The organism is Enterobacter sp. 50588862 (assembly GCF_001462935.1).
GTDB lineage: Bacteria > Pseudomonadota > Gammaproteobacteria > Enterobacterales > Enterobacteriaceae > Enterobacter > Enterobacter bugandensis.
This window is the reverse complement of sequence record NZ_LNHM01000049.1, coordinates 162,334-180,273: the sequence shown is the minus strand read 5'-3', so window position 1 is coordinate 180,273 and position 17,940 is coordinate 162,334. Positions and strand designations below refer to the sequence as shown.

Here is a 17,940-nt window from a genome sequence, read left to right as displayed (position 1 = left end):
GGGAGAGGGGGAAGTCACTGCCTGTATCAGAATCTTGTGTTTACGCTCATGTACCAGGTGCGACCCGGTTCATTATACGTGTAGGCACCCGCGCCGTACATATATGCGCCGGTGGTGGCGTTCCCGGTGGTCTGGGCATTACCCGCTCGCCACTGACGCTTGTCGAAGACGTTGTCCACACCGCCGGTCAGGCTGACGTTTTTGGTCACGTCCCAGGTCGCGCTCAGACCAACGATGCTGTACGGGCTGACTTCGTCTTTCTCAGACCCGGTCACCGGCTGACCTTTGTAGTTGTACTTCTTCGGCTGCTGCTTGCCGTACCAGGTAAAGGTCGACTGGAGCGACACGTCCTGATGCACCTGCCAGCTCAGGGTTGAGTTCAGCGTGTACTCAGGAATGATCGACAGACGGTCGCCGGTCTCCTTGTTCTTGCTTTGCAGCATGTAGGTGATGTTGTTGGTCCAGTTGATGGTGTCGCTGACCGGCACGTTCAGGGAGCCTTCCAGACCTTCTACTACCGCCTTCGGCACGTTTTCCCACTGGTAGATATCGGTGGTGACTTTGCCGGTGGAGGTCTGGCCAATCGGCGCGTAGCCCGCCTCAATCTTGTTGCGGTAGTCGTTGCGGAACCAGGTCACGCCCGCCAGCCAGCCGTCGCGTTTCCACTCGAGGCCAATCTCTTTGTTGATGCTGGTTTCCGCTTTCAGATCGTCGTTACCCATCATGTAGCAGCCCACGCCGTCGGAACTGGCGTAGCAGCCCTGGCCTTTACTGTACAACAGGTAGTTCGGGTTAGTCTGGTACAGGCTTGGCGCTTTGTAGGCACGCGCGATGCCCATCTTCAGGGTGAAGTCATCCCCCAGACCCTGCGACAGGTTCAGGGACGGGCTCCAGTTATTGCCCACGATGGTGTGGTGATCGAAGCGCAGGGCAGGGGTCAGCATGGTGCTGTCGGTCAGCTCCATGTTGTTCTCAGCGAACAGGGAGAAGATCTCCGCTGACGTGTACGGGCTACGGTCTTCGCTCATGCCCGGGATGGTGCCACCCTGTTGGGTTTGCGAGAAGGAGGTCGAATCCTTCATCCGCTGCTGGTTCCACTCGGTGCCGAGCGTCAGGTTCTGGTTCACAATGAAATCAATCGGCAGGTTGATTTCGCTGTGCAGCATCACGTCGGCCAGGTCGGTATCGGTGAATTTATTGCTGTTGAACAGGCCTTCCAGACCGCCCGCCAGGCCTTCGCCCAGACGCGAGTTGCGGGTGTGCTCGTACTGCGCCCAGTTGCTGGTGGTAATGCCGTTATCCCAGCCGCCGTTCCAGGTCACGGCGAAGTTCTGACGATAGATACGGTTCGTCTCTTTGCCGTAGTTCTTCTTCACCAGCGCGTTGTCGTTGTTGGTGTTTTGCGTGTCACCCGCATAGAGGTTGTTCTGGCGGCTGTAGCCCGCTTCAAACTCCAGCGACTGCATCGGCGCGAAGTCCCAGCGCACCACGCCGTTGATGTCTTTGTTCTCTACACCCTCGCGGCCCGCGGGCAGGGTGTTGGCGTAGGCTCCGGTACGCTCAGACTGATGGCCCTGGTTGATGTCCCATGCGTCGGCCTGAGTCTTATCCAGGTTACCGAACATGCGGAAGCTGAAGTCGCCGCCCAGCGGGCCGCTCAGGCTGAAGTTGGTGCGCTTGGTAGAACCTTCGTCTTTATGCTCTGGCGCGTTCAGGTAGGTGTTCCAGGAGCCGTGCCACTGGTCGTCAAATTTTTTGGTGATGATGTTCACCACGCCGCCCGCCGCGCCGTTACCGTAGCGTGCGGCGGCCGGGCCGCGGATCACTTCGATGCGCTCGATCATCTCCGGCGGTACCCAGCCGGTATCGCCGCGGGTATCACGCTCGCCGCGCCAGCCCAGGCGGATGGAGTTGCGGCTGGTGACGGGCTTGCCGTCGATCAGGATCAGGGTGTTTTCCGGGCCCATGCCGCGAATGTCGATCTGACGGTTGTTCCCGCGCTGGCCGCTGGTGGAGTTCCCGGTCAGGTTAACGCCCGGCATGGTGCGGATGATTTCCGCCACGTCGCGCGCGGGCGGGTTTTTGCGGATCTCATCGGCGGTGATGGTCGACACGCCAGGCGCCTGCAAATTCTGCTCGGCGGCGGTGATCACCATCGTGTCTTCGTGCTGCGCAGAGGCGGCGTTGTCGTCTGCCATGGCGGGCAGCGCGACGCCATAAATCCCTAAATTGACCAGCAAGGCCAGAGAGTGAATCTTCTTATTCATTGTACGTCCCGCTTTTATGGTTATTTATGAACGCGCTTCCCACAGCGCGGGCAATACGCTATTGCAAATGCAAATAGTTATCAATAATATTATCAATAAAATTTGCTCTGAAACAAAAAATATTGTCAAACATGGGGTTATAAGGGTGACGGCGTTAACAACCGGAAGTGAAGCGTGGTGGCAGTCGAAAAACGGGCCGGAATGGCAACGTCATGAGGAAAACTATCGCGTCACATTCTGGTGGCGGGACCCGGCAGGAACCCAGCAGACCTCAACGGTTAAACGCGTCTGGCTCTACGTTACCGGCGTGACCGACCACCATCAGAATGCCCGCCCGCAATCGCTTGAACGTATCCCCGATACCGACGTCTGGCAGTGGCAGGGGGAGTTCACCCCCGAATGGCGCGGCAGCTACTGTTTTATCCCCTCCGATAACGAAAACGATTTTGCCGATGCAGTATTTGAAGGCGAGCAGCCGGACCGCATGGCGCTGCGCGAAGGCTGGCGCAAGTTGCTGCCGCACGCAATTTCAGACCCGCTGAATCCGCAGAGCTGGCGCGGCGGGCGCGGGCACGCCGTCTCGGCGCTGGAGATGCCGGAGGCGCCCGTACAGCCGGGCTGGAACCATCCTGATACGCCTTACAAAAAGCCCGTCTGCATTACGTGGGACAGCGCGCGCATGAAGAACCGTCGCCGCGTGTGGATTTTTACTACCGGGGATGAAAGCCCCGAGCGCCCGCTGGCGGTGCTGCTTGACGGGCAGTTCTGGGCCGAAAGCATGCCCGTCTGGCCTGCGCTGGCGTCGCTCACCGCCGAGCGCAACCTGCCACCTGCGGTCTACGTCTTAATCGATGTTATTAATATGGAGCACCGTAACCGCGAGTTGCCGTGCAATCCCGACTTCTGGCTGGCGGTGCAGGAAGAACTTCTCCCCCTTGTCCAACAACGCGCGCCGTTTAGCGACCGCGCCGACCGTACGGTGGTCGCAGGGCAAAGCTTTGGCGGTCTCTCCTCCCTTTATGCCGCACTGCACTGGCCGCAGCGTTTTGGCTGCGTGCTCAGCCAGTCCGGCTCCTACTGGTGGCCGCACCGCGGCGGGCAGCAGGACGGGCTGTTAATCGAACAACTTAAAACCGGCGAAATATCCCCTCGCGGGCTACGCATCCTTCTTGAAGCCGGGCGCAACGAGCCGCTTATCTTGCGCGCAAACCAGGCGATCCTCGCCGAACTACACACTCAGCAACCGGTTATCTGGCGTCAGGTTGACGGCGGACACGATGCGCTTTGCTGGCGCGGTGGGCTGACGCAGGGGCTGATGACCCTCTGGCAGCCGCTCATTCAATAACGGAGTCTGTATGGAATTCAGCAATCCTTTCGATAATCCGCAGGGACAGTTCGCCATTTTGCAAAATGACCAGGGGCAGTACAGCCTGTGGCCGCAGCAGTGCGAATTGCCTGCGGGCTGGCGCGTGGTCTGCGAACCGCAATCTCAGGAGGCGTGCCAGCAGTGGCTTGCCGGGCATTGGCAGACGCTTGAGCCGTCCTCTTTTACGGGGGAGCGCGCATGAACCGTCTTCCTCTCGTCGCCGCCCAACCGGGTATCTGGATGGCAGAGCAGCTTTCCTCGCTGCCAAACGCCTGGAGCGTGGCCCACTACACCGAGCTGAAAGGGAATATCGACGCGCCGTTGTTGGCTAAAGCCATCGCTGAGGGCATGATGCAGGCCGATACTCTGCGCACGCGTTTCGCTGAAGATAACGGCGAGGTCTGGCAGTGGGTCGATGAGACTCTGATCCTGCCGGAGCCGTCCATCGTTCGCGTTGATTCTCACGACGCCGCCGTGGCGCTGATGGAGGCCGATCTCAGCCAGGATCTGCGCGTGGACAGCGGTCAGCCGCTCGCTTTCCATCAGCTGATTCAGGTCGGTGACAACCGCTGGTACTGGTATCAGCGCTATCATCATCTGGTGGTAGATGGCTTCAGTTTCCCGGCGATTACCCGCCAGATCGCCGCGATTTACGCCGCCTGGAAGAAAGGTGAACCCACGCCAGCCTCACCGTTTACCCCGTTCGCTGATGTCGTTGACGAGTATCAGCGCTATCGCGACAGTGAGGCCTGGCAGCGCGACGGTGCTTTCTGGGCCGGGCAGCGCAAACAGCTTCCTCCTCCGGTCTCGCTCTCCTCCGCGCCGCTGCCGGGACGCGCCGCCACTACCGACATTCTGCGCCTGAAAATTGCAATGGACGCTCGCGCCTTTAGCCAGTTGGCGCAGGCAGCCGGGCAGGCACAGCGCACCGATCTAGCGCTTGCGCTGGTGGCGCTGTGGCTGGGCCGCCTCACCGGACGGCTGGACTACGCCGCCGGGTTTATCTTTATGCGCCGCATGGGGTCCGCCGCGCTGACCGCAACCGGCCCGGTGCTTAACATCCTGCCGCTGGCGGTGAATATTAATCCGCTTGAGAGCCTGCCGGAGCTGGCGCTGCGCCTGGCGAACCAGCTGAAAAAGATGCGCCGACATCAGCGCTACGACGCCGAGCAGATCGTGCGCGACAGCGGGCGGGCTGCAGGGGACGAACCTTTGTTTGGGCCGGTGCTGAACGTGAAGGTATTTGATTATCAGCTGGATATTGACGGCGTGGAGGCCATCACCCACACGCTGGCGACCGGCCCGGTGAACGATCTGGAGCTGGCGCTGTTCCCGGACGAGCAGGGCGGATTAAGCATTGAGATCCTCGCCAACAGGCAGCGTTACGACGACGCGACGCTGAAGCGCCACGTTTCGCGCCTGAACGCGATGCTGGCGCAGTTTGCCGCGAACCCGGACCTGCGCTGTGGCGACGTGGAAACCGTATCAGAGCAGGAATACGCCCGGCTGGCGCGCATCAACGATACCGGCCTGGCGCTGCCCTCCACCACGCTGGCGGATCTGGTGGCGGAGCAGGCGAGCAAAACGCCGGACGCCCCCGCGCTGGCGGATGCCCATATTGAGCTGAACTACCGCCAGATGCGCGAGCAGGTGGTCGCGCTGGCAACCCTGCTGCGCGCGCGCGGCGTGAAGCCGGGCGACAGCGTGGCGGTGGCGCTTCCGCGCTCGGTGTTCCTGACCCTGGCGCTGCACGGCATTGTTGAAGCCGGCGCCGCCTGGCTGCCGCTGGATACCGGCTACCCGGACGATCGTCTGCGGATGATGCTGGAGGACGCGAAACCGTCGCTTCTCATTACCACCGACGCGCAGCTTCCGCGCTTTAACGATCTGCCGATACCTTCAATTAGTTACAACATGCTATTGCCAACCACTGGCGCTGAACCTCTGCGTCTGGCGAAGCCGGAGCAGACCGCGTACATCATCTTTACCTCGGGTTCAACGGGACGCCCGAAAGGGGTGATGGTAGGCCATACCGCCATCGTTAACCGCCTGAAGTGGATGCAGGATCATTATCCACTGGCGGCGCATGACGTCGTGGCGCAGAAAACGCCGTGCAGCTTTGACGTGTCGGTGTGGGAGTTCTGGTGGCCGTTTATCGCCGGGGCAAAGCTGGTGATGGCCGAGCCGGACGCGCACCGCGATCCGCAGGCGATGCAGAGCTTCTTCGCAGAATATGGCGTAACCACCACCCACTTCGTGCCCTCGATGCTGGCGGCATTTGTTGCCTCGCTGACGCCGGAAAACGTCGACTGTTGCAGGACGCTGAAGCAGGTGTTCTGTAGCGGCGAGGCGCTGCCAACGGCGCTGTGCCGCGAGTGGGAGCTGCTCACTCATGTACCGCTGCACAACCTCTACGGCCCAACCGAAGCGGCGGTGGACGTGAGCTGGTATCCGGCGTACGGCCCGGAGCTGGCGGCGGTGGAGGGCAACAGCGTGCCGATCGGCTTCCCGGTGTGGAATACGGGGCTGCGCATTCTGGACGCGATGATGCGCCCGGTGCCGTTCGGCGTGGCGGGGGATCTGTATCTCACCGGCATTCAGCTGGCGCAGGGGTATCTGGGACGACCGGATCTCACCGCCAGCCGCTTTATTGCCGACCCGTTCGCCCCAGGCGAGCGGATGTATCGCACCGGGGATGTGGCCCGCTGGCTGGACAACGGCGCGGTGGAATATCTGGGCCGCAGCGACGATCAGCTAAAAATTCGCGGTCAGCGCATTGAGCTGGGCGAAATCGACCGGGCGATGCTGTCATTGCCTGACGTGGCCCAGGCCGTAGCGCATGCGTGCGTGTTTAATCAGGCTGCGGCAACGGGCGGCGATGCCCGCCAGCTGGTGGGGTACGTGGTTTCCGAATCCGGTTTACCGCTGGATCGCGACGCGCTGCTGGAATCGCTCAAAGCGCAGCTGCCGCCGCATATGGTGCCGGTAGTGCTGCTGCAAATCAGCGCGCTGCCGCTGAGCGCTAACGGCAAGCTTGACCGCAAGGCGCTGCCGCTGCCGGAGCTGACCAGTAAAACCTCCGGTCGCGCACCCGAGACGCAAACCGAAGCCGCCGTGGCGCAGGCGTTTTCTGCGCTGCTGGGCTGCGAAGTGAACGATATCGAAGCCGATTTCTTTGCCCTCGGCGGCCATTCACTGCTGGCGATGCGCCTCGCGGCTCAACTCGGCCGTGCGTTCAGCCGCAAGGTCACGCCGGGGCAGATTATGGTCGCCTCGACGGTCGGCAAGCTCAGCGCGCTGCTGGACTCGCAGATGAGCGACGAACAGGCGCAGCGTCTGGGGTATGAAACCCTTTTGCCGCTGCGTGAAAGCAACGGCCCGACGCTGTTCTGCTTCCATCCGGCGTCCGGCTTTGCCTGGCAGTTCAGCGTCCTGGCGCGCTACCTCAGCCCGCGCTGGTCCATCATCGGCATTCAGTCGCCGCGGCCAAACGGCCCGATGCAGCAGTGCGCGGATCTCGATGGGGTGATCGAACATCACCTTAAAACGCTGCGTAAGCAGCAGCCGCACGGGCCGTATTACCTGTTCGGCTATTCGCTCGGCGGCACGCTGGCGCAGGGCATTGCGGCGCGCCTGCGCGAGCAGGGCGAAGCGGTGGCGTTCCTTGGCCTGCTGGATACCTGGCCGCCGGAAACCCAGAACTGGGCGGAGAAAGAGGCAAACGGCCTTGACCCGGAAGTGCTGGCGGAGATCGAGCGCGAGCGTCAGGCGTTTATCGCCGCCCAGCAGGGGCAGGGCTCCAGCGAGTTATTTAACGCCATTGAAGGCAACTATGCGGACGCGGTGCGGCTGCTCACCACCGCGCACAGTTCACGCTTTGACGGTAAGGCGACGCTGTTTGTTGCCGAACGCACGCGAACGATGGATCCGCATACGGCCTGGGCGCCGTGGGTGGGCGAGCTGGAGGTCTACAGCCAGGACTGCGCCCACGTGGATATCATTTCACCGCAGGCGTTTGAAAAGATTGGGCCGGTACTGAAGGAAATTTTAGGATAGTGCAAATGCCCGGTGGCGCTGTGCTTACCGGGCCTACGGGAGCTGAATGTAGGCCGGGTAAGCACAGCGCCACCGGGCAATTACCGCCGACCTAACGGCACCACCAGCGGCGTACCCGCCACCGGATCGTCAATAATCATGCAGCGCATGCCGTAGATCCGCGCGATCAGATCCGGCGTCACAATCTCTTTCGGCGCGCCCTGCGCCACAATCTCACCGTCTCGTAAGGCAATCAGGTGCGTGGCGTAGCGGCAGGCCTGATTTAAATCATGCAGCACCGCCGCCAGGGTGTACCCTTGCGTGCGGTTTAGCTCGCTCAGCAGCTCCAGCAGGTCAATCTGATGGCTGATATCCAGCCAGGTCGTCGGCTCGTCCAGCAGCATAATGGACGTTTCCTGCGCCAGCACCATCGCAATCCACGCCCGCTGGCGCTGTCCGCCGGAAAGGGTATCGACGCTTTGTTGGGCGAGATCGGTAATCCCCGTCGCCTGCATTGCGCGACTGACCGCCTCGTCGTCCTCTTTACGCCAGCGGGTAAACAGCGGCTGGTGCGGGTAGCGCCCGCGCGAGACCAGCTCCTGCACGGTTATATCCCCCGGCGTGGTGGCGTTTTGCGCCAGCAGCCCGATGCGCCTGGCCACCTCTTTGCTGGCGAAACGCTGGATCTGCTCTCCATCGAGGAATACGCTGCCCTCTGTCGGCGACATCAGGCGGCTCAGGGTGCGCAGCAGGGTTGATTTGCCGCAGCCGTTCGGACCGATAATCGCGGTGAAGTGGCCGTCCGGAATGGCGACGGTTAAATCACGGGCAATGATTTTTTTGCCATAGCCGAGGGTCAAGTTTTCGCCGCGCAAGCGGGTTGTTGAATCTGTCATTTCTTGCGTGACTCCTGAACGAGCAAGACGATGAGGTAAATCCCGCCGAGGCTGACGGTCACCACGCCCACCGGAAGTTGATAAGGCATAAACAGCCGCTGGGCGCAGAGATCGGCGGCCAGCAGCAGCATCGCACCGCACAGGGCAGCCTGGGTCAAGCCCCAGCGCGCGGTGCCGCTAAGACGCCGCGCGATGTGCGGCGCGACAAGGGCAATAAACGAGATCGGCCCGGCAATCGCGGTGGACGCAGCGGTCAGCAATACCGCCACCAGCATCAGCATCAGGCGCGAGCGCTCAACGCTCACGCCCAGCGCGCAGGCGCTGTCGTCGCCCATCTCCAGCAGGCGCATCCGGCGTACCAGCAGCAGGGCGCCGATAAACATCAGCAAAATCAGCGGCGCGGCGGGCCAGGTTTTGCCCCACGTCAGGCCGTTAAGTGAGCCGGCGTACCACAGCCCGGCGGAGAGCGCGGTTTCCAGAGACGCCTGCAACAAAAGCCAGGTGTTAAACGCCATCAGCATCGCGCGGATGCCGATCCCGATAATGATCAGCCGGAAGGTGTCAATGCCGTTGCGCCAGGCCAGGGCCCAGATAAGCAGCGAGGTCAGAATGCCGCCCGCCATCGCCGTAAAGGTAATGGCCGTCAGATGCTGCCCGAACAGCACCATCGCCACCAGCACGCCGCTCCACGCGCCGGTATTCAGGCCCATCACGTCCGGGCTGCCGAGGGGGTTACGCATCAGCGACTGGAAAATCGCGCCGCTGACGCCGAGCGCCGCGCCCACCAGGATCGCCATCGCCACGCGCGGCAGTCGCCATTCGGTGACCACCATGATGATGTTACGCGGCGCGCTGCCGGTGAGGGCGTGAAAGACCTGCGCGAAATTAAGCGTTACGGCACCGCTTTGCAGGCTCCAGACCGCCAGCAGAGTAATGGTGATAGCCAGCAGGAAGACGCTGGTGAGTAAACGACGGGAAGGAGCCATCATGCGCCACCTCCCCGTCTGCGACGTACCAGGAAGATCAGCACCGGCGCGCCGATAAACGCGCTCACCACCGAGACGCGCAGCTCGCCGGGCACCAGCAGGCGGCCCAGCACGTCGGCAAACAGCAGCAGGGCAGGGGTGGCCAGCAGCGTGACCGGCAGCGACCAGCGGTGGTCCGACCCCACCAGCCAGCGCGCCATATGCGGCATCATCAGGCCGATAAAGGCGATCGGACCGACCACGGCGGTTGCGCTGCCGCTTAGCACGGTGATAGCGAGCAGGCCAGTCAGCTGCGTGCGCGCCACGCGGTTGCCGAGGGCGGTCGCGGTGTCGCTGCCGAGACTCAGGCTGTTCAGCGACCGGCTTAAACACAGCGCCACGACGGCGGCGATAATGACCGGGATTGCCACCACGTTTAAGGTTTCAAGGGTGCGGATATCCAGCGAGCCGGCCTGCCAGAAGCGCAGCTGGTCATACACGTCCGGGTTGAGCAGGGCGATGCCGCTGGACATGCCTTCCAGCACCGCCGCGAGCGCTACGCCCGCAAGCGTCAGGCGAACCGGGCTCAGTTGCCCGCCGCCCTGGCTGCCGGTAAACGCGACCACCAGCGAGGCGGCCAGCGCGCCGCAGAAAGCCATCGCCAACTGTTCAGAGGGTGACGTCAACCCGAACAGCGCTGCGCCGAGCACGATGGCAAAGCTGGCGCCGGAGTTCACGCCGAGAATACCGGGGTCTGCCAGCGGGTTACGGGTAAGGGTTTGCATCAGGGCACCCGCAAGGCCGAGCGCGCCACCGGCCAGCAGTCCGGCAAGAGTGCGGGGCAGGCGGGCGTCGAGCACGATGGTGCAGTCGGCGCTCTGACAGGTGCCGGAGAGCGCATCAACGATAACGTAGGCGGGTAGCGGCTTCGCGCCGACCAGCAGGCTGAGTGCAATCGCAAGGATTAGCAGTAGCAATAATACGGGCACGGCAATGGCGCGCGCCGCAGAAGAGGAAAACGACATAGCAACATCCATGATTTGATAATGATAGTGATTATCGTTATCTATCTTATTTGGCTATGTTAGCATGTGCGCCCATGGAATGGGTAGAAATAGACTCAAGGCTTTGTCATGAATCAAAAATCCTGGCTGCTTAACCTCAGCCTGTTGAAAACGCACCCGGCGTATCGCGCCGTTTTTATCGCTCGCTTTATCTCCATTTTGTCCCTCGGCCTGCTCGGCGTCGCCGTGCCGGTACAGATCCAGTCTATGACGCACTCCAGCTGGCTGGTGGGGCTATCCGTCACCTTAACCGGCGGGGCGATGTTTATCGGCCTGATGGTCGGCGGCGTGCTGGCGGATCGCTACGAGCGTAAGAAGCTGATCCTGCTGGCGCGCGGCACCTGCGGGGTGGGCTTTATCGGGCTGTGTCTGAACGCCATGCTGCCGGAGCCGTCGCTGATGGCGATTTATGCCCTGGGCCTGTGGGACGGTTTTTTCGCCTCGCTCGGCGTGACGGCGCTGCTGGCGGCGACGCCCGCGCTGGTGGGGCGCGAGAACCTGATGCAGGCGGGGGCGATCACCATGCTCACCGTTCGCCTCGGCTCGGTGATTTCGCCGATGGTCGGCGGCCTGCTGCTGGCCACCGGCAACGTGGCGTGGAACTACGGCCTTGCCGCGGCGGGCACCTTTATCACCACCCTGACGTTACTGCGTCTGCCGCTCCTGCCACCGCCGCCGCAGCCGCGCGAGCATCCGCTGAAGTCCCTGATGGCCGCGATTCGTTTTCTGTTCAGCAACCCGCTGATTGGCGGCATTGCGCTGCTCGGCGGCCTGCTGACGATGGCGAGCGCCGTGCGCGTGCTTTACCCGGCGCTGGCGGGCGAGTGGCAGATGAGCGCCTCAGAGATTGGCGTGCTGTACGCCGCCATTCCGCTCGGTGCGGCCTGCGGGGCGCTGACCAGCGGTAACCTGGCCCAAAGCGCGCGTCCGGGCTTGATTATGCTGGTGGCGACGCTGGCCTCGTTTATCGCCATCGGCTTCTTCAGCCTGATGCCGGTCTGGGCGTTGGGGGTGATGTGTCTGGTGATTTTCGGCTGGCTGAGCGCGGTCAGCTCACTTTTACAGTACACCCTGATCCAGACCCAGACGCCGGAAGGGATGCTGGGGCGTATTAACGGCCTGTGGACCGCGCAGAACGTGACGGGCGATGCGATTGGCGCGGCGATCCTCGGCGGGCTGGGGGCGATAATGACCCCGGTAGCGTCGGCGAGCAGCAGCGGGTTTGTGTTAGCGATGGTTGGCGCGATCTTACTGGTGGCGCTGGTGGAATTGCGGCGGTTCAGGCAGGAGGTCGTGTTGAACGACGGTGCGGCCTGATGCCCTCACCCCGGCCCTCTCCCACGGGGAGAGGGAGGGAAAATGCCTACTTAAACAACGCATTCAATCTGTCTAACACCAGCATTGCGCTGTAATAATCCAGGCGGAACGTCTCCGTTCCCAGCGCCCAGACGCGCTTGTTTTTCACCGACGGTAAATGCGCCAGCAGCGGGTTGGCGTAAATCGCCGCCACGTCTTTCTCGTCACCGGCAAACACGAACAGCCCTTCGCCGTTCAGCCCCGTCGCCAGATTTTCTCCACCCAGCTGAATAATATCGTGACGCTTGCCCTGGCTTTTTGAGGTGTGCAGCTCATCGGGTAACGCCGCCAGCGTAAAGCCCAACTGGTGTAACAGCTTGCCCTGCGCCGATTCTGTCGTCCACAGGTTCGCCGTGTGCGCGGCGGCGGTGTAGACGATGGCATTCACCGGCTGCGGCGGCAGTTTCATCTGCTGTTTCACCTGCGCGAGCTGTTTATCGAACGCGGCGATGCGTTCAGCGGCCTGTTTCTCGTGCCCGGTCATCGTGCCCAGCTGGGTCAGCAGTTCCTGCCAGCTTTTGTCGTCGTAATTGATGATAAGCGTCGGGGCGATGGCGGAGAGCTGATCGTACAGCGCCAGCGCGGAATCCCCGCCGGTGGCGCTGATCAAAATCAGATCCGGCATCTGGGCGGCCACCGCTTCGGCGCTTGGCTCGCCGATGTACAGCCGTGCAACCTTACGCTGTTTTGCAATATCCCCCCACTGACGCAGGAAACCCTGCGCGTCCGCCACGCGGTTGTTCGGCGTGGTTGCGCCGCTGGCAATGACCGGCGCGTCAATCGCCAGCAGAGATCCGGTTAAGGTCACGCTGGTGGAGACAATGCGCGTCGGTTTGCTCTCAAGCGTATGCACGCCGCGGCTGTCGTTGACCTGGCGCGGCCAGTCGGCGGCGGTGGCTGAGGTTAGTCCTAAAACAAAAAGTCCTGTCAGAAGAAGGGCATTGCGGCAAACGGCAGCGATTTTCACAGAGCGGCATCCTGTTTTTATTGAAGATAATGCTTCTCATTTTCATGGTTGCCGGGAAGGGATGCAAGCGTTTGTCGCAGAAGTTAATGGCCCGACGGTTGACAGCGGGGCGCTGTGGGATTAGGTTAGCCGACGAAAATATAAATGATAATCATTATTGCTTCTTTTATCATTTTAAGGAGGATGATATGGACACGTCCCTGGCTGAGGAAGTTCAGCACACCGCGACCACGCTGCAATCAGACAGCTTTTTCTTTATGTCGCCTTACCGCAGTTTTACCACCTCAGGCTGTTTTGCCCGATTCTCTGAACCTGCCGTCGGCGGCGACGATCCGGCGGGGCAGTTCCAGCAGAAATTAGCCCAGGCTTTCCGGGATGCGAAAGCCAGCGGCATCGCCCATCCCGTCATGGTAGGGGCCATCCCGTTCGATACCCGCAAGCCGTCTTCGCTGTTTATTCCGCAACGCTGGGAGACGTTTTCCCGTCCCGCGCGTCAGCAGTCCGCACGCTATTTCTCCGGCGCGCAGGCGCTGAAGGTGGAACAGCGCACCGAGATCCCCGCTCAGCCCGTTTTTGAAGAGATGGTCGCGCGCGCCGCGTCGCTCACCGCCACGCCGCAGGTGAATAAGGTAGTGCTGTCGCGCCTGATTGATATCGCCACCGACAAAAAAATGGACAGCGGCGCGCTGCTGGAGCGTCTGATCGCTCAGAACCCGGCGAGCTTTAACTTCCACGTGCCGCTGGAAGACGGCGGCGTGCTGCTCGGTGCCAGCCCGGAACTGCTGCTGCGCAAAGAGGGCAGGCACTTTAGCTCGCTGCCGCTGGCAGGCTCCGCGCGCCGCCAGCCGGACGACGTGCTGGATCGCGAGGCGGGCAATAAGCTGCTGGCCTCCGAAAAGGACCGCCACGAACACGACCTGGTGACCCAGGCGATGAAGGCCATTCTGGCGCCGCGCAGCCATCATCTGAGCATGCCGTCTTCCCCGCAGCTCATCACCACGCCGACGCTGTGGCATCTGGCGACGCCGGTTGAAGGTGACGCGCGCGAGAACGAAAACGCCCTGACGCTGGCCTGCCTGCTGCATCCGACCCCGGCCCTGAGCGGCTTCCCGCATCAGGCGGCTAAAGAACTGATTGCAGAGCTGGAGCCGTTCGACCGCGAGCTGTTCGGCGGCATCGTCGGCTGGTGCGACAGCGAAGGCAACGGCGAGTGGGTGGTGACCATCCGCTGCGCGCGTCTTCACGAAAATACCGTTCGCCTGTTTGCCGGCGCGGGCATTGTGCCTGCTTCCTCCCCGGTGGGCGAGTGGCGCGAGACGGGTGTGAAGCTCTCCACCATGCTCAACGTGTTTGGTTTGCACTAAGGAATACACATGACCATCCCTTTTACCCGCTGGCCGGAGGAATTTGCCCGCCGCTACCGTGAAAAAGGCTACTGGCAGGATCTGCCGCTGACCCACATCCTGACGGACCATGCGCAAAGCGATGCGGTCGCGATTATTGACGGCGATCGCCACATCACCTACCGCGCGTTTCATCAGGCGGTGACGAATCTGGCGTCTGCCCTCCAGGCGCAGGGGCTGCACCGCGGCGAGACCGCGCTGGTGCAGCTCGGCAACGTGGCCGAGTTTTACATCACCTTTTTCGCGCTGCTGCAGATCGGCGTCGCGCCGGTTAACGCGCTCTTTAGCCATCAGCGCAGCGAGCTGAACGCCTACGCCACCCAGATCAAACCCGCCGTGCTGATCGCCGATCGCCAACATGCCCTGTTCGCGGTGGATGATTTTCTCAATACCTTTGTGGATGAACACCGCTCGGTTCGCGCCGTGCTGCTGCGCGGCGATAAGGGTGAACATGCGCTGGAAGCGGCGATTGCGCGCCCGGCGGACAACTTCATCCCGAACCCGACGCCCGCAGACGAGGTGGCGTTCTTCCAGCTCTCCGGCGGCAGCACCGGCACGCCGAAGCTGATCCCGCGTACGCACAACGACTACGACTACAGCATCCGCCGCAGCAACGAAATCTGCGGTATCACTGCGCACACCCGCTATCTGAACGCGCTTCCCGCGGCGCATAACTACGCCATGAGCTCGCCGGGATCGTTAGGCGTGTTCACGGCGGGCGGCTGCGTGGTGCTGGCGAACGATCCGAGCGCCACGCTCTGCTTCCCGCTGATTGAGCAGCATCAGATCAACGTGACGTCGCTGGTCCCTCCGGCGGTGAGCCTCTGGCTGCAGGCGATTGCCGACGGCGCGGGGAACGCGCAGCTGAAATCCCTCAAGCTGCTCCAGGTGGGCGGCGCACGCCTCTCCGCCACGCTCGCGGCGCGTATCCCGGCGGAAATCGGCTGCCAGCTGCAACAGGTGTTTGGCATGGCGGAAGGGCTGGTGAACTACACCGCCCTCGACGACGCACCGGAACGCATCATCAACACTCAGGGCCGTCCAATGTGCCCTGATGACGAGGTGTGGGTGGCGGACGAGGACGGCAATCCGCTCCCGCGCGGGGAAGTCGGACGTCTGATGACGCGCGGCCCGTACACCTTCCGCGGCTATTTCAACAGCCCGGAGCACAACGCCAGCGCCTTTGATGCCAACGGTTTCTACTGCTCCGGCGATCTGATCGCCATCGATGAGCAGGGCTACATCACCGTGCAGGGGCGCGAGAAAGATCAGATCAACCGCGGTGGCGAAAAGATTGCCGCCGAAGAGATCGAAAACCTGCTGCTGCGCCACGAAGCGGTGATCCACGCCGCGCTGGTGAGCATGGAGGACAGCCTGCTGGGCGAAAAAAGCTGTGCGTATCTGGTGGTGAAACAGCCCCTGCGCGCGGTTGAGGTGCGTCGCTTCCTGCGCGAGCAGGGCGTTGCCGAATTTAAGCTGCCGGACCGCGTGGAGAGCGTAGATGCGCTTCCGCTCACGCCGGTCGGCAAAGTTGATAAGAAACAGTTGCGCCTGTGGCTTGCTGAACGCGCCCGGGGCTGAGGAACAGAGTATGGCCATTCCAAAATTAACCGCTTACGCGCTGCCAACCGCCGCAGAGCTGCCGACCAACAAGGTCAACTGGGCGTTTGAGCCAGAGCGCGCCGCGCTGCTGATCCACGATATGCAGGAGTATTTCCTGAACTTCTGGGGCGAAAATAGCGACATGATGCAGCAGGTGGTGGCGAACATCGCTAAACTGCGCGCGTACTGCAAAGAACACAATATCCCGGTGTACTACACCGCGCAGCCGAAAGAGCAGAGCGATGAAGACCGCGCCCTGCTGAACGACATGTGGGGGCCGGGCCTGACCCGCTCGCCGGAGCAGCAGCGTATCGTGGCTGAACTGGCACCGGACGAAGCGGACACCGTGTTGGTGAAGTGGCGCTACAGCGCGTTTCACCGCTCGCCGCTGGAGCAGATGCTGAAAGAGACGGGCCGAAACCAGCTGCTGATTACCGGCGTTTATGCCCATATCGGCTGCATGACCACCGCCACAGATGCCTTTATGCGCGACATCAAGCCGTTCTTTATCGCAGATGCGCTGGCGGACTTCACCCGCGACGAGCACCTGATGTCGCTGAAATACGTGGCAGGACGTTCTGGCCGCGTGGTGATGACCGATGAGCTGCTGCCGTCCGTTCCGGCAACGAAAGCCGCGCTGCGCGCGCTGATCCTGCCGCTGCTGGACGAGTCCGACGAGCCGATGGATGACGAAAACCTGATCGACTACGGTCTGGACTCGGTGCGCATGATGGCGCTGGCCGCCCGCTGGCGGAAGGTGCACGGCGACATCGACTTCGTGATGCTGGCGAAAAATCCGACCCTTGACGCCTGGTGGGCGCTGCTCTCCCGTGAGGTGAAGTGATGGCGGAGCTCGATTTTACCGGTAAAACGGTTTGGGTAACGGGCGCGGGTAAAGGTATTGGCTATGCGACCGCGCTGGCCTTTGTGGAGGCGGGCGCGCGGGTGACCGGGTTCGATCTGGCCTTCCCGCAGGACGATTATCCGTTTGCCACCGAAACGCTGGACGTGGCGGACGCGGCGCAGGTGGGCGACGTCTGCGGGCGTTTACTCGGCACCCTTGAGCGCCTCGACGTGCTGGTTAACGCGGCGGGCATTCTGCGCATGGGCGCGACGGACGAGCTTTCGCAGGAGGACTGGCAGCAAACCTTTACGGTTAACGTCGGCGGCGCGTTCAACCTGTTCCAGCAGACGATGGGCCAGTTCCGCCGTCAGCAGGGCGGGGCGATAGTGACCGTAGCTTCCGACGCGGCGCATACCCCGCGCATCGGGATGAGCGCCTACGGCGCGTCGAAGGCGGCGCTGAAAAGCCTGGCGCTGACCGTCGGGCTGGAGCTGGCGGGCAGCGGCGTGCGCTGTAACCTGGTGTCGCCGGGCTCAACGGACACCGACATGCAGCGCACCCTGTGGAAAAGCGACGATGCGGAGCAGCAGCGCATTCGCGGCTTTGGCGAGCAGTTCAAGCTCGGCATTCCGCTCGGCAAAATTGCCCGTCCGCGGGAAATTGCCGCCACCGTGCTGTTCCTTGCGTCCGATGCCGCCAGCCATATTACCCTGCAGGATATCGTGGTGGACGGCGGCTCCACGCTGGGGGCGTAATGATCTGGAAACGTCATTTATCGCTTGAAGAATTGAACGCCACCAGCGTGAACACCCTGGTGGCGCATCTGGGCATCGTCTATACCCGCCTCGGGGACGACACGCTGGAAGCGGAGATGCCGGTGGATGCCCGTACCCATCAGCCGTTTGGCCTGCTGCACGGCGGCGCCTCGGCGGCGCTGGCGGAAACGCTGGGCTCAATGGCCGGTTTTCTGATGACCCGCGACGGGCAGAGCGTGGTCGGCACTGAGCTGAACGCCACGCACCACCGCGCGGTCTCTCACGGTAAGGTGCGCGGCGTGTGTCAGCCGCTGCATCTGGGGCGTTCGAGCCAGAGCTGGGAGATCGTGGTATTCGACGAGCAGGGGCGGCGGTGCTGTACCTGTCGGTTGAGCACGATGGTGCTGGGGTAGGCCATTC

Annotated in this window: 14 protein-coding genes; 9 read left to right on the top strand and 5 right to left on the bottom strand. The window is 62.4% G+C overall.

Features of this window, described 5'->3' with window-relative positions; translation table 11 throughout:
• Positions 1-26 precede the first annotated feature (26 nt).
• Positions 27-2,267 (bottom strand): TonB-dependent siderophore receptor, encoded by a 2,241-nt coding sequence (locus APT89_RS22655; protein WP_060573696.1) that lies wholly within the window; start codon positions 2,265-2,267, stop codon positions 27-29.
• Between the two features lie 145 nt (positions 2,268-2,412).
• On the opposite strand from APT89_RS22655, the gene fes reads away from it, so the two are divergent.
• From fes to entF, 3 genes are read left to right on the top strand one after another with little or no spacing between them, the layout of a single operon-like run.
• Positions 2,413-3,612 (top strand): enterochelin esterase, encoded by a 1,200-nt coding sequence (fes, locus tag APT89_RS22650; RefSeq protein WP_060573688.1) that lies wholly within the window; start codon positions 2,413-2,415, stop codon positions 3,610-3,612.
• Between the two features lie 10 nt (positions 3,613-3,622).
• Positions 3,623-3,835, top strand: coding sequence for an MbtH family protein (locus APT89_RS22645; protein ID WP_060573686.1), 213 nt, complete (start codon positions 3,623-3,625; stop codon positions 3,833-3,835).
• Positions 3,832-7,689: an enterobactin non-ribosomal peptide synthetase EntF gene (entF, locus tag APT89_RS22640; protein ID WP_060573684.1), complete on the top strand. Its 3,858-nt coding sequence runs from the start codon at positions 3,832-3,834 to the stop codon at positions 7,687-7,689. Before APT89_RS22645 ends, entF begins: the two co-directional genes overlap by 4 nt.
• 80 nt (positions 7,690-7,769) lie before the next feature.
• Here entF and fepC read toward each other — a convergent pair whose 3' ends face one another.
• The 3 genes from fepC to fepD are packed head-to-tail and all read right to left on the bottom strand — an operon-like array spanning position 7,770 to position 10,554.
• Positions 7,770-8,564 (bottom strand): iron-enterobactin ABC transporter ATP-binding protein, encoded by a 795-nt coding sequence (fepC, locus tag APT89_RS22635; RefSeq protein ID WP_060573682.1) that lies wholly within the window; start codon positions 8,562-8,564, stop codon positions 7,770-7,772.
• Positions 8,561-9,550: an iron-enterobactin ABC transporter permease gene (gene fepG, locus APT89_RS22630; RefSeq protein WP_072201818.1), complete on the bottom strand. Its 990-nt coding sequence runs from the start codon at positions 9,548-9,550 to the stop codon at positions 8,561-8,563. Before fepG ends, fepC begins: the two co-directional genes overlap by 4 nt.
• On the bottom strand, positions 9,550-10,554 hold the full coding sequence (gene fepD / locus APT89_RS22625; protein WP_060573678.1) for a Fe(3+)-siderophore ABC transporter permease: 1,005 nt from the start codon (positions 10,552-10,554) through the stop codon (positions 9,550-9,552). The genes fepG and fepD overlap by 1 nt, the downstream gene beginning before the upstream one ends.
• 108 nt (positions 10,555-10,662) lie before the next feature.
• Between fepD and entS the strand changes: the two genes are divergently transcribed.
• On the top strand, positions 10,663-11,910 hold the full coding sequence (gene entS, locus APT89_RS22620; RefSeq protein WP_047363687.1) for an enterobactin transporter EntS: 1,248 nt from the start codon (positions 10,663-10,665) through the stop codon (positions 11,908-11,910).
• A 46-nt stretch (positions 11,911-11,956) separates the two neighbouring features.
• On the opposite strand, the gene fepB is transcribed toward entS, so the two are convergent.
• Entirely contained in the window at positions 11,957-12,916 is a 960-nt protein-coding gene (gene fepB, locus APT89_RS22615) for a Fe2+-enterobactin ABC transporter substrate-binding protein (RefSeq protein ID WP_060573676.1), read from the bottom strand.
• 188 nt (positions 12,917-13,104) lie between these two features.
• Between fepB and entC the strand changes: the two genes are divergently transcribed.
• The 5 genes from entC to entH are packed head-to-tail and all read left to right on the top strand — an operon-like array spanning position 13,105 to position 17,933.
• On the top strand, positions 13,105-14,280 hold the full coding sequence (gene entC, locus APT89_RS22610; protein ID WP_060573673.1) for an isochorismate synthase EntC: 1,176 nt from the start codon (positions 13,105-13,107) through the stop codon (positions 14,278-14,280).
• A 9-nt stretch (positions 14,281-14,289) separates the two neighbouring features.
• Complete coding sequence (gene entE, locus APT89_RS22605) at positions 14,290-15,900, top strand: (2,3-dihydroxybenzoyl)adenylate synthase EntE (protein ID WP_060573671.1); 1,611 nt, start codon at positions 14,290-14,292, stop codon at positions 15,898-15,900.
• Between the two features lie 10 nt (positions 15,901-15,910).
• Positions 15,911-16,765, top strand: coding sequence for an isochorismatase family protein (locus APT89_RS22600; protein WP_041910945.1), 855 nt, complete (start codon positions 15,911-15,913; stop codon positions 16,763-16,765).
• Entirely contained in the window at positions 16,765-17,520 is a 756-nt protein-coding gene (gene entA / locus APT89_RS22595; protein WP_041910944.1) for a 2,3-dihydro-2,3-dihydroxybenzoate dehydrogenase EntA, read from the top strand. Before APT89_RS22600 ends, entA begins: the two co-directional genes overlap by 1 nt.
• Complete coding sequence (gene entH / locus APT89_RS22590; RefSeq protein ID WP_028012300.1) at positions 17,520-17,933, top strand: proofreading thioesterase EntH; 414 nt, start codon at positions 17,520-17,522, stop codon at positions 17,931-17,933. Before entA ends, entH begins: the two co-directional genes overlap by 1 nt.
• The last annotated feature ends 7 nt before the right edge of the window (positions 17,934-17,940 follow it).

What these genes read in the sequence shown, in the direction of transcription:
- APT89_RS22655 (WP_060573696.1), bottom strand. Translation starts at nt 2,267, where the DNA reads ATGAATAAGAAGATTCACTCTCTGGCCTTGCTGGTCAATTTAGGGATT.
- APT89_RS22645 (WP_060573686.1), top strand. Translation starts at nt 3,623, where the DNA reads ATGGAATTCAGCAATCCTTTCGATAATCCGCAGGGACAGTTCGCCATT.
- entF (WP_060573684.1), top strand. Translation starts at nt 3,832, where the DNA reads ATGAACCGTCTTCCTCTCGTCGCCGCCCAACCGGGTATCTGGATGGCA.
- fepC (WP_060573682.1), bottom strand. Translation starts at nt 8,564, where the DNA reads ATGACAGATTCAACAACCCGCTTGCGCGGCGAAAACTTGACCCTCGGC.
- fepG (WP_072201818.1), bottom strand. Translation starts at nt 9,550, where the DNA reads ATGGCTCCTTCCCGTCGTTTACTCACCAGCGTCTTCCTGCTGGCTATC.
- fepD (WP_060573678.1), bottom strand. Translation starts at nt 10,554, where the DNA reads ATGTCGTTTTCCTCTTCTGCGGCGCGCGCCATTGCCGTGCCCGTATTA.
- entS (WP_047363687.1), top strand. Translation starts at nt 10,663, where the DNA reads ATGAATCAAAAATCCTGGCTGCTTAACCTCAGCCTGTTGAAAACGCAC.
- entC (WP_060573673.1), top strand. Translation starts at nt 13,105, where the DNA reads ATGGACACGTCCCTGGCTGAGGAAGTTCAGCACACCGCGACCACGCTG.
- entE (WP_060573671.1), top strand. Translation starts at nt 14,290, where the DNA reads ATGACCATCCCTTTTACCCGCTGGCCGGAGGAATTTGCCCGCCGCTAC.
- APT89_RS22600 (WP_041910945.1), top strand. Translation starts at nt 15,911, where the DNA reads ATGGCCATTCCAAAATTAACCGCTTACGCGCTGCCAACCGCCGCAGAG.
- entA (WP_041910944.1), top strand. Translation starts at nt 16,765, where the DNA reads ATGGCGGAGCTCGATTTTACCGGTAAAACGGTTTGGGTAACGGGCGCG.
- entH (WP_028012300.1), top strand. Translation starts at nt 17,520, where the DNA reads ATGATCTGGAAACGTCATTTATCGCTTGAAGAATTGAACGCCACCAGC.